The 12,312-nt window shown below is 47.0% G+C and carries 10 protein-coding genes and 2 pseudogenes; all 12 read right to left on the bottom strand.

From position 1 onward, the window contains the following. Nucleotides 1-260: 260 nt before the first annotated feature. The gene (locus ABX75_RS27590) at nt 261-1,367 is read right to left on the bottom strand and encodes a glycosyltransferase family 4 protein (protein ID WP_034137457.1); all 1,107 of its coding nucleotides are present in this window, start codon (nt 1,365-1,367) and stop codon (nt 261-263) included. Between the two features lie 40 nt (nt 1,368-1,407). After that, on the bottom strand, nt 1,408-2,556 hold the full coding sequence (locus ABX75_RS27585; RefSeq protein ID WP_034137456.1) for an N-acetyl sugar amidotransferase: 1,149 nt from the start codon (nt 2,554-2,556) through the stop codon (nt 1,408-1,410). Next, nucleotides 2,543-3,757, bottom strand: coding sequence for a hypothetical protein (locus ABX75_RS27580; protein ID WP_144419335.1), 1,215 nt, complete (start codon nt 3,755-3,757; stop codon nt 2,543-2,545). The genes ABX75_RS27585 and ABX75_RS27580 overlap by 14 nt, the downstream gene beginning before the upstream one ends. Nucleotides 3,758-3,830: 73 nt before the next feature. Next, nucleotides 3,831-4,577 carry an AglZ/HisF2 family acetamidino modification protein gene (locus ABX75_RS27575; protein ID WP_034137454.1) on the bottom strand — a complete coding sequence of 249 codons (747 nt, stop codon included), beginning with the start codon at nt 4,575-4,577 and terminating at the stop codon, nt 3,831-3,833. Then, nucleotides 4,578-5,192, bottom strand: coding sequence for an imidazole glycerol phosphate synthase subunit HisH (gene hisH, locus ABX75_RS27570; RefSeq protein ID WP_047883092.1), 615 nt, complete (start codon nt 5,190-5,192; stop codon nt 4,578-4,580). Then, the gene (locus ABX75_RS28150; RefSeq protein ID WP_144419334.1) at nt 5,189-6,469 is read right to left on the bottom strand and encodes an oligosaccharide flippase family protein; all 1,281 of its coding nucleotides are present in this window, start codon (nt 6,467-6,469) and stop codon (nt 5,189-5,191) included. Before ABX75_RS28150 ends, hisH begins: the two co-directional genes overlap by 4 nt. A 104-nt stretch (nt 6,470-6,573) precedes the next feature. Then, complete coding sequence (locus tag ABX75_RS27560) at nt 6,574-7,656, bottom strand: DegT/DnrJ/EryC1/StrS aminotransferase family protein (RefSeq protein WP_047883091.1); 1,083 nt, start codon at nt 7,654-7,656, stop codon at nt 6,574-6,576. After that, the gene (locus tag ABX75_RS28895) at nt 7,657-8,238 is read right to left on the bottom strand and encodes an acyltransferase (protein WP_080761408.1); all 582 of its coding nucleotides are present in this window, start codon (nt 8,236-8,238) and stop codon (nt 7,657-7,659) included. 571 nt (nt 8,239-8,809) lie between these two features. After that, the gene (locus ABX75_RS27550; RefSeq protein WP_034137450.1) at nt 8,810-10,663 is read right to left on the bottom strand and encodes an acyltransferase family protein; all 1,854 of its coding nucleotides are present in this window, start codon (nt 10,661-10,663) and stop codon (nt 8,810-8,812) included. Nucleotides 10,664-10,758: 95 nt separating this feature from the next. Beyond that, the gene (locus ABX75_RS27545; protein ID WP_034137449.1) at nt 10,759-11,709 is read right to left on the bottom strand and encodes a Gfo/Idh/MocA family protein; all 951 of its coding nucleotides are present in this window, start codon (nt 11,707-11,709) and stop codon (nt 10,759-10,761) included. 80 nt (nt 11,710-11,789) lie between these two features. Then, nucleotides 11,790-12,185, bottom strand: a pseudogene (locus tag ABX75_RS27540) (UDP binding domain-containing protein); the annotation flags it as partial. 7 nt (nt 12,186-12,192) lie between these two features. After that, a pseudogene (locus ABX75_RS29290) lies at nt 12,193-12,312 on the bottom strand (IS30 family transposase); the annotation flags it as partial.

Below are 12,312 nucleotides of genomic sequence, written 5' to 3'. Positions count from 1 at the left end.
AAACGCTTCGACTTCAAATGCCCGATCGAGGTGATGGGCGAAGTGATGCAAGAAGCCGTGGTGATGCGGCATGATGCTCCCGCTTCAATTCAATAACCGTGTTGCACTCAGATCCTGCAACCGCCCCCTATAAAATCATGATGCTGATTGGAGATATTCAGCCCAATCAGCGCTCTACCAACGCGACGCCCCTAACCGTAAATAATGGCAAGGCGCAATCTTAATTCAACCCCTCCAAGGCGCTCAATGGAGGACAGCACTTATCTACCAAGTGCTTTGTAATAATTGAGCAATTTCCACTCTTCTATCTGCCAATTATACTTGTTTTTTATAGCTAGCTGACCATTGCTTCCCATTATTCGCGCCTGCTCAGGATTCTCACATAAGAAATCAATTGCACGTGCGATGGACTGGCTGTCAAGAGGATCAACACACAGGCCACATTCACTCTCGATCACAACACTACGCCACAACGGAAAATCTGAAGCGATGACGGGTACGCCCGCACTCATATACTCGAACATCTTAACCGGCAGCGCATCAATGTAATTGATGGTCGGATGAAGAGTGACCAGCCCTGCCAAAGAACGCTGCAAGACGTCTCTAATGCCCTCTCTATCGAGATAACCTAAAGCGTCCACCTTCTTCCAAGCGAACATGCCTTGAGCCTGCGACTCGACAGCAGGCTCTGAAAACACACCGGCCAGCAAGAGTTTGACGTCATGCGCGCTACGCCCTACCGCGTCGATAATCTCCAAGATCCCGCGATTCTTCGAAATACCGCCGACATAACAAACATTGGGACTGAGACTTTGTTGCGCTGGCACGCCATCGGTCAATTCACCCAAGATAGGAAAATTATTGATATCAACAACATTCGAGTTAATTCTTAAAAACTTATCTCTGATGAAAGGCGTTGCCGCTATGACCCCGGTAAATTTGGACAAGACAATATGTTCGTACAAGTAAAAAACGCGGGAAAGCACATGTCTAACCACAACGTTCATGTAAGATTTAGCTAAAATTTGCTTTGGCAGATCTTCGTGTGCATCGAAAATTACTTTTTTATTATGACGCAGCAGCTTTCTGCCAACCGGGATCAGCTCTGGATCATGGATATGGTAAATATCGGCATCCACCAAAATTGCTCGTTGGAACACCCTTCGAGTGGTAGCGTACATCCGATTCAGTCTGCCTCTGGACCTGCCAACATCATGAATATTGATTCCGTTTTTCACTTCCTCACCCATACCATCGGCCACAACTAGCGACACTTCATATCCGGCATTTTTCAAGGACGCACACTCCTTGAAGAAAATTCGACTATCAAAACGAGGATGCGCCGATGTCAGGTGACATACTTTCATGATAAAACTTCCGAACGTTGAATGTTAAAAACACGTGGCATCAGGAGTACACGCTAAATCGCCGCCCCGTTAAACGAGCAATCACTCTTTGTACAAGCTTCAGAGTTCGATATCGCCCATTCCAAGTGGAAAAATCAGTATGACTATGAATCGGAGCATTCATCAGGTCATCGAACTCGGCTCTAGAGATCCTCAATTTTTTGCAAAAATAAGCAATATCGAGCTCAAGCTCATCCAAGTCATATAGTGGATCCTCGAGCTTCTCTAGCGCCGTTTCTCTGCTCATCTGACCGGAGACTATCAGGCTAGATAAGTGTGGGCGACGCTTATCGTAGCCAAATTTCTTGGGAAGATAATAATTCTGAAATAGCTTAGTAAACTGCGACTCGCCATGCTTACGGGCGTATGGCTTGTAGCCAACAGTATCCCTTAACTCTTGCAGCGCCTGCTCCTTATCGTATGGCATATAATTCAAGGGCCGCACAGTACGCATTTTTTTTATAAACGGGTACCAAATATAATACTGAAAAAAACTGATAGTCTTATAATTTTTAAGCTTGCGGGTACCGAATTTCTTATGAATTGCCTTCAGATTAATGGCATCCATTGCAGTCCCGTGCCACGACTCTGGAAAAACTCCTTCCGTCGCTAGATTTCCGCCAGACATCATGCAGTTAATACCATTCTTTATGGCGAAGTGATAAAGACTCGAGAAAAATATGTGATCTTGAGGAACGTCTTGGTTAGAGATGCCGGCTCTCATGTACGCAAGATGTAAATCACGCATTTCCTCCCAATCGACCACATGCGTGTGAAGATCATAATCGCAATGCTTGACGATGGATTCAATGTTCGCAACCGCCAGTTCACTGTTCCATCCAGCATCTACATGAACCACCAGCGGACGGAGCCCCCAGTCCTTCACCTTTATCGCCAAGTAAGAACTATCAACGCCGCCACTTAACCCCAGGACACAGTCATACTCCCTCCCCTTTCCGGCCTGTTTTATCTCTTCAATAATTTGCGCCCACTTCGCAGCCCCGGCCTCATTAGGAAACCAACTGCTCTTAGAAACCAGATCAAACTTCAAACAGTGATTACAGACACCTTCCTCACTAAAGGTAATCTCCTTATCAGAGGTATCCATTACACACTTGGTGCAGATCCTATATGTGTCATTTTGCAGCATAAGTACTGTCCACATTTCGTTTAGAGAAGATCAAGAGCGCCATCAACATACCTATTCCAGATGATAGCAACGCGGTTGTAGCGGCCTGCTCAACGACTAAGATGGAATAAGAGAAGCCAAGACATATAAAGCTAGGATTACTTTTCAATAGAAATGCAGAATCCAATATAAGAAAAACAACGCCTACCATCACGATTGTCAGAAAATAGTACGGCAGCCCTCCTGCCCCTAAACTATAGACAAATGCATTGGTATTGGCATTAAGACCTTCCATACCTAGGAAATTTTCGCCTACAAGAAGGCTGACGGGCTTATCCTCAATCGCTCCACCCAACAGCGTCCAGGAGGTATGGTCTGAACTCATAAATTCAAAAAAAGATGACATCACCCATGGTGGAACGGTAAACGACCTACGAATGAAATAGTCGGCTACATAAGAGTAGCCATTCAGGCTGTATTCAATAATAAATATGCAAAAAGCCCCAACCACCAGCCAATATACATATTTTATAAAAAAAACTATCTTCGCCTTGTTTGCCGCCACTCCCAGAAGAGCAGCCACACCGATAGCTAACAGAGGCGCCTTAACTCCCAACAAGTAAAAAAATGTCAACCAGCACAACATTGGCACTATCATTAGCCAGTGTTTTTTCTTCCAGCATGCCCAGAAAGCAATAAAAGGCGAAACGCCATTAATGATTGCAGAACTGATATAGGAAAAGAGAGAGCCTGAAATAAATATCTCCCGCCCCTCCAACCTGCGCTCATACACACTAGAGAAGTCAAAGCCTGCAGAGGCGGTCGGGTTAGATAACGCAACGGCAATACCGACCGCGACAAGAGAACAAAGAATAAAGATCACACTACCTTGAGTTAGAATTCCAGGCACCCGGATGACTGGCATGCTAATGACCATTAGCTTGACGATCAAAAGAGGTAGCACCAATACCGAGAAAAGCATGAAAAACTCTTCAATCGCTACATTTCCGCGTACGGAACTTAACATCACATAAGGGAGTAAAACAAAAAAACCATATAGGAACGAAAAAAAATCAGAGGGCCTGATAATTTTCTTAGGTAATAGTACACCGAGCAAGATTACCCCGCACAGGACGCGGAACATGTAGGCCATATCCGCATCTATATGTGTATAGCCTATATATTCATTATCCTGCTGCAGCTGCAGGACGTACGAAATCATTATAAACAACCCAATGGTTCCCAACACCATTGAGTTAATTATGCTTGCTTTGATCAAACGCCCATTGCCCATACTATAACTGAATGCTTTTAGGGTAATTGATTAGGACCGCGCGATGCTTACCGTGAAAAACAAACATACTACCCGCCGCCGCCCCCGAGACATGCCCTTCTTGAATGACACTCGCTAGATCCTCGATAGACCCTGCACCTCCACACGCGACCACGGGAACATTAACTCTACTGGTGGTACGCAAAATAGGGCTTAAGTCATAACCGCTCATCGTGCCGTCTCGATCAATATTATTTATAAAAATTTCGCCGACGCCCTCGGATACCAAATGGTCGATGTGCTCGTCCAAGCCGCACTTCACTTCGACCGTTGAAGACCTCACATAGACTTTATAGGTACCGAATATATTTCTCTTAATATCTACAGCACCTACAATCGCCTGGCTTCCAAATATATCTGCAGCCTTCCTTATAAGCCCTTTTGACTCAACCGATGCAGTATTTATTACTACTTTTTCAATACCCAACCTGATCAACTGCCTGACTTGGGAAATAGTCCTAATGCCTCCCCCATATGCCAGAGGCATAAAGGCCTCCCCCGCTATCTCCTCAATCAACTGATAATTGGGCTCGACTTGATTTTTCGATGCATCGATATCAAGAACAACAATCTCATCCGCTTCCTTGTCACTAAAAATTCTGACAGCATTAACAGGATCGCCGATATACCTTGAATCCTTGAATTTTTTGGTTTTTACCAAGCCATTGCCGCTTATCAGCAAACAAGGAATTATGCGTGGGCGGTGCATTTATAGTTCTCGCGCAAAAGAATTTAAAAGGCGCTTGCCAAAGCGATGACTTTTTTCAGGATGAAACTGGACGCCGCATATATTCCCCTGTGCAACACCAGCCGCGAACTCTAGACCATACTTCGCAGTCAATATAACATTGCGTGGGTCGGCAGGTTGCATAAAATAGCTGTGCACGAAATAGAATCGGGCATCGCTCTCAATATCATCCGTCAAATAGTGTCGTACGCCAGCGCACGCAAATACGTCATTCCAACCCATGTGAGGTACGCGTAAACCTTCTATTTCGGGAAATTTTTTCACTTCCATATCGAGCCATCCAAGACCAGCTTCATTTCCTTCAGAGCTACTCTTGCCCAGCATCTGGGCGCCCACGCAGATCCCCAAGAGTGGAGTATGTTGCCCCAATACCTTGCCTTCCAACAGACCAATCAGACCACTGGCTTTTAAATTTTTCATGCAGGCATCAAACGAGCCATTACCAGGCAGAATGATTTTACTTGCCTTCTCAATTTCCTGCGCATCTGAGGTGATCAGCGATCGAATACCCAAACGCATCAACATGTTCGATACAGCGGCCACATTGCCTATATCGTAATCGACAATAACAATCATTTTTTCTCACCCAAGCTGAAATGATACGACATGGCTATGTAAACGAAATACAAAGCAGCATATCCAGCACTGTAAATCTTCAACGCCGTCGCGTAATTCTGAAAGACGCTCAACGCAGTCACAGTCATCGCCAGTAGAGCCAACTGCCACATCAAATCAAGATTTTGCTTACCAGCGATGTAAACCATATAGCTCAGAGGACTGGCAATAAATGCCAACGCAAAGTAGGGCAACATCCAAGTAGCGATGGTTCCAGAGAAACGCCACTTCTCGCCAAAAAACACAACAAAAAGCGACTCACTCAAAAATAACATAGCTACGACAAATACTAATGAACCAACGGACAACACCTTAAGCGTGCGAATATACATATCGCTGCACTCTCCATATTGCCGATAGTGGGAAGCGGCGTGCCGTTTGAAAACGTCCAGCACCGACTTCCCCAACAGGCCAAGCGGAGCGCCTAGAATCCGCAATGTCATGGCCAGCAACCCAGCCACCTCAGCCCCATATCGATGCGCCACAATGATAATGGGCAACTGCGCAGCTGCGGAATTTATCGCATCCGCAGGTAGCGAAAATTGTGGAAACCTACGCTGACGGGACCAAAACTCTTTGATTGTTTTTACTTTAGTTGCATCCTGACCAGGGACACGAAGCGGCATGAGCTTCATGGCGATGCCACAAGCAATCAGTCCGCCAAGAAAATAGCCAACACCGAGCGTTGTGGCGCTTGGCTGAATCCAGCCCAACCCAATTTGTAAAAGGGTGATCGCCGATGCGCTGCAGATTCTCATTCTCGAAAGCTGGCCATAATTGCCTTCTGCGGCCGCCCAAGATTGCCAAGTCTGGAGAACGCCAATAGTGAGGGCAGTAGGGACGGCACATAGTAGTAACGTAATGGAAATACTCTGAGTGATTGCCGGGAACGCATATGACAGTACCAAAATCGCAAACATCAAACCGAAAGCGACCATAAGTGACGTGACCAGCACTGCATAGGCAGCATGACCTCGGGGTTCCCCGTCCTGCTCGATAGCCAGTGCGGTCTCAAACCTGCCGGTTACGAGTACGCCCAAAAAGACCACACCGCCCAACCACGAAGCAAAAACACCAAACTCACCGGGCGAATAGAGCCTCGCGATGACCAAAGCACCTAGAATGGGGATGATTTGGGCAATCGCCGACCCGGTCAGTACCGAGGCTATACTTCTCCAATAATCACTCTTTAAGATGAGCCTCATTAAAAAATATTCACTGTTGTATGTGTTGGACAATTAAGATCTGTTTGAGGGGCTGCGCCTTAATTCGACGTGTGTCCGGCAGTTTTTCATCCGCCACCAACACTATCACCATAAAAAGGCGCCTGCTCATGCCGACATTAGCTAATGGCTACTTCGACGATTTTCTTTTGATCCTCCACACTCAAGTATGGCCCCATCGGCAAGCTAATTACCTGATCGGCAATAAGATCACCCACTGGCAACTTTGCATCAGGGTCAGCAACTGCTGGTTGCTTGTTCAGAGGAATCGGATAGTGAACTGCCGTAGGAATTCCAACGTCACTGAGTTTTTTCTGCAATTCCTCTCGATTCTCGACCAGCAAGGTATATTGCGCCCACGCACTCGAATTGTAGGATTCGACAAAGGGAGGTGAAAACTTACCGGACGCTTTGAATAAATCATTGTATCTGCCAGCCACCTCCTCACGACGCTCCAACTCGTCAGAGAAAATCTTTAACTTTGGCAGTAAAATGGATGCTTGAAGAGTATCCAAACGGCTGTTCACACCTACTCTAATGTGATGGTAGCGCCTATCCTGTCCATGCCTGGCAATCTGTCGAATGATAGTTGCTAGACTATCGTCATTGGTAAAGATCGCGCCGCCATCGCCATAGCAGCCCAGAGGCTTACTAGGGAAAAAGCTTGTGCACGCAACCTTGCTCAGGTTGCAGGAGCGTCGACCTTTGTAAATAGCACCAAAGCTTTGCGCCGCGTCTTCAACAACAGGGATGCCATACTTCTGGGCGACTGAGTTAATCGAGTCAAAGTCAGCGCATTGGCCATAAAGCGATACAGGAATGATAGCTTTCGTGCGGGTCGTGATCGCAGCAGAGAGCAACGCAGGATCGAGGTTATACGTTTTTGCGTCGACATCGATATACACAGGCTTTGCGCCAAGCAGTGCCACCGTTTCCGCCGTAGCAATATAGGTGAACCCTGGGGTGATTACTTCGTCCCCCGGACCTACCCCCAGCGCCATCAAAACGATCTGCAGCGCATCTGTTCCATTTGCACAGGTAATACAGTATTTAACGCCAACGAATTCTTTCAGCCGATCTTCTAACTCATAAACTTCTGGGCCGAGTATATACTGGCCATGAGCCAGGACTTTTTGTATACCCGAATCTATTTCATCTTTTATTCTGGCTTGCTGAGTTTTTAGATCAATGAATTCAATCATTTAAGCGTCCATTTTTTTTAGTTCATTTTGACACAACACATACACCGCGGCTGTATGCTGACATTTCACCGCCCCTTCCCCATTTAACGGAAGGTCAAGTTGCTCGCCAAACTCACTCATCCAGCCAATCTGCTTAGCAGGCACGCCGACCACTAAAGCATATGCCGGCACATCTCTATTTACCACAGCACCCGCACCAACAAAAGCGTAACGCCCAACTGTAGTACCACACACTATCGTGCAGTTAGCGCCAAGCGTCGCACCTTTCTGTATAAGCGTATTACGGTACTCATCTTTTCGCTGAATCAGTGATCGGGGGTTATAGACATTTGTAAACACCATACTAGGACCACAAAACACCCCCTCTTCTAATGTAACATTATCGTACACCGAAACATTGTTTTGAACCTTGCATCGGTCGCCAATGACGACTTTATTACCAACGAAGACGTTTTGCCCGAGAGAAACTTCCTCACCGATTACGGCGCCGCTACATACGTGTACAAAATGCCAAACTCGGGATCCACGCCCGATACTAGCCCCGTCATCAACAATCGCACTTGGATGTACCGTATAATCCATTTCGCCCTCATCATTAACATACAAAAGCAACACATCCAAAAAATAGCTTAACTATTAATATCCGACAGATCAAACTATCGAATCTCAGCTATTCATTTCAACTCACAATCCAGTACCCCAACCAACTGCTGCTCAATAAAAAATTCGTGCCCCGCATCAGCAGGAAAAATGCAAACGCTCGGTTGGCAATTCATCATAGCCGTCCCAAGAGATAGGAATCCCCACGAGCGACTCTCAGCGTGGAAATATTTGCGCCCATTACACACCGCAGACACCCTGGAGTTTGCATTTTCCCGCTTACATTTATCGCCATGTAAAAACGGAAAATAATCAGCTACTCCTATAAAAATCATACGTTTGTGAAAATATTTTCAATTGGGCTTATCGCTTCTGGCGTGAAATTAGTCCGCACGGGGGATGCACACACAATAATCGTGCCTCCCCCCGCTATCAAGCAGCTTGAATGAAAAATATCGGCGCAAAATCAATTCCCGTTTGCGGCGCGCAGTGAACTGAGAGGCCACCATCACCTGGCAGAACTACCACGAATGGTACATGATGGCGGTCAGTCTCATTCTGAAGTCGCTGCCAGGGCCGCTTTCAGGAACGGGACTGCGAACAGGCCATACTGCCGCGCTCCCAGCTCATTTAAATGACTGTCATCCATATAGATCAGTTGCCCTTGTACAAAGGGTGCATCGCGGAAGAACTCGCTGCGGGAAAAATCAAGAAACTGCACCCCGCGGTAGCGATTAGCCAGCTCAGAGACTTTTTGGTTGGCGCCTGCCCATTCGCTATTTTCCGTAATACTCACCGGCAATCCCAGCGCAGCAAAACGCTTTACCCTAACCAGGTTGGTGTTAAACATCGGAACCTGAGCCAGGACAATGACTTTCACATCACGCTGGGCGGCGGTGTCTAGGAAATCAGCGAGCGCAGCCATAAAATCTTTACTAGGGACATGCCATTGCCACATGGCGGCTATTACGATCACCTTAGCGTTATCGATGTATCCCTTCAGGGCGGCAATCTGCGCACGGCAATCAGCACGGGAAAAATCAGGAATTCGCTCAACGTCGAATTCGGCGATCGGAACACAATTGCTCGCGGTGATAACTCTCGCGGAAAACTTGCCTAAAACACCTGCCACGTCGAAAAACTCGTTCAATTGCGCAGCATGACTGTCTCCAATAATGAGTACAGGCTGGCTTTGCTCGTGATCACCACGTAAGCAATCTCCAATGATCCGCCCATGACAAATCTGGTCAGGAGGAGAATATCGGGTCATTTCTCTAGGCAGAGGCTTTTCAATCATTGGATTCAGAATCAGGCTAATCGCAATCATGCAAGCGGTAATCGCAGACAACACGACCCAGCGCCTAATCTTGACTAAACGACTTCTCAGGGGGGTTTCCACCCACCGGTAAGATGCCCATGCCAACAGATAGGTTAGAAGTACGAAGCTGCAGATCCATACAATTGGGAGCTTATCCTGGCCAAGGTAATAACGCATAAACGCCAATACAGGCCAGTGCCAGAGATATAGCGAATAGGACAGTGCGCCGATTGTAACTAACAGTGGCAAAGCCAGCAGGTTATTAACCACACCGCGCCGGGAAGCTATAATCATACCTACAGCAATACATGGCAAGCTCGAAGAGAATCCCGGAAAGTTCTTTTCATCGATAAATACGAGTGAAAACAGCAACAATGCAGCGCCCATCACTCCCACTACAAATGACAGCCTTGGAGACCACGATCGACCAACGCCACTTACCGTAATCAGCGCGCCAACTAGAAACTCAGGGACCCTGGCAAGAAGTGAGAAATACACGTGCCTCTGATTATCCGCTGCGCCTAGCTTTACCTCGGCATATGTGAAAAAAGCAATGGACAACACACCGAGCAAAAGCGCAAGGAACTGACGAGGAACATAGTAAATAATAATCGGCAAAAACAGATAAAACTGCATCTCAATTGCCAGCGACCATGTATGCAACAATGGTAACTCGTGCGCGCCCGGCGCAAAATAATCCCCAAATCCAGCGTAATACTGATTACTCACAAACAATAATGCAGAGCGTAAAGAGCTTTTAAAAAATGAAAAATCTACCGGTGTGAGCAACAGAGCGGAAACCACACACACCAAGGACAACATAACCAGGTAGACCGGGATAATTCTTTTGACTCGCGCCCAATAGAACTGACTCCAACTCAGCGCCTTGCCTTCTTTAAGAAGGACAGAAGAAATAATATAACCAGAAATCACAAAAAAAATATCCACACCAATGAATCCAGCCGGCAACCAGCTGCTATTGGCATGAAAAATCATGACGGCCAAGACCGCAATCGCTCTCAACCCTTGAATATCACCCCTAAAACCAATACCACTGTGTTCATTCGAGTCATTATTTTTTTTTGACATCAGCAATGTACTTTTCGCCTCACCAGCCACTACAGATTATTAATATTGGAAATCGAAAAGGATGGCAAGCGCCATCCTATCAGCACGAAAACCAATCAACGTAGCAGGGTTGCAAGCATCGGGTGACCCTCACCAGCGCCCGGTGCCACAGGTGCGGAAGCACGAATGGTCTCCACAGTTTGAACACAGTGGCGTGCGTCTTCTATACCATAGCCACGACCAGCTAATATTTCTTGGTAACTGATGGTGTGAAGATCAGTAAAGCCTTCCGAGAACTCCAGTTCTTCACCGTCTACTGTAATAGAACGGTAGGTCGACTTTTTACCTTTAACCGCGGCGGGCAAATCATTGGCGTCGATAGTCAGAAACCAACGCACCTTCGCTTTCTCGTATTCCAGATAGCCAGCCGCCTTGTGTTCATTAACAAAATGCACGACGTTTCGCTCAAGCTTGCCAAAAACGAAATGCAGCATGTCGTAGAAGTGAACGCCAATATTGGTCGCCACGCCAAATGACTTACGTGGGTCGCCTTTCCAGCTTTCCATGTACCACTTGCCACGAGAGGTCATATAGGTAAGTTCGACTTCGTACTTACCGTCTTTTTGCTCACTGGCGACCTTGCTCTTCAAGTTTAGGATTGCTTGGTGATGACGAAGTTGCAGGATGTTAAATACACGCTTACCGGTTTCTCTTTCTACGAGCGCAAGCTCATCAAGAATTTCGGTGGTAGGCACTAGCGGCTTTTCACAAATAACGTCACAGCCCAGTCGTAGGCCCGCAACAATGTGAGCATGGTGCAAATAGTTTGGTGAGCAGATTGCAACGTAATCAAGCGCTGTGCTCGAATCTCGCTTCAATCGAAATGCATGCTCTTGAAAACGCTCAAACTCAGTAAAAAACTCGCTGTCTGGAGACAAGCTGTCGATGATTCCAACCGAGTCATTGATGTCATACGCAGAAGCCAGCACGTTACCCGTGTCTTTGATGGCACGCATATGGCGCGGCGCGATGTACCCGGCAGCGCCAATAAGAGCAAAATTCTTCATGAGTCTTTCCTATAACATTCGAAGATTCCCAGCATTCCACGAATGGATGCCGGGAGCGCGCGTCATTCAGGACGGCTTGATCATGCCTTTACAATATGAGGTGCGGCAACACGGTACTTACCGCGGCTGTCCACGATCAGTTGGGCAGAAGACTTGATCAGTTCGTAGTCGAACTTCTCGTGGTCAGTGGCCAAAACAATCGCGTCAAAACTTGCCAGGCTATCGGCGGTCAGCTCTACACTGCTGAGGTCAAAATGGTGTTCACGCATTTTAGGGAATACCGGTACATGCGGATCACTGTAGGCAACCGTGGCGCCCTTGGCTTCGAGCATCTCCATGATTTCTACTGAAGGCGACTCACGCATATCATCTACGTTTTTCTTGTAGGCGATACCGAGTATCAGGACTTTGCTCCCCTTTAGCGGTTTACCCCGGTTATTCAAGCCGTCTGCCAACTTGCTCACAACGTATTCGGGCCTGAATTCAACACATAAGTGCAACGCTCACCCCTGTATGCACTTCGTACGGCGTCTTCCAGCCCAAGCGCTTGCGCGGGCGTAGATTGATCCTCGCTACTGTCCGATTGACGGCTTCGACGGTCAG

Origin of the sequence: Pseudomonas sp. ARP3, from assembly GCF_001029595.1 — a bacterium.
GTDB lineage: Bacteria > Pseudomonadota > Gammaproteobacteria > Pseudomonadales > Pseudomonadaceae > Aquipseudomonas > Aquipseudomonas rhodesiae.
The sequence above is the reverse complement of the archived record's forward strand: the minus strand, read 5'-3'. Positions and strand labels throughout refer to the sequence as shown.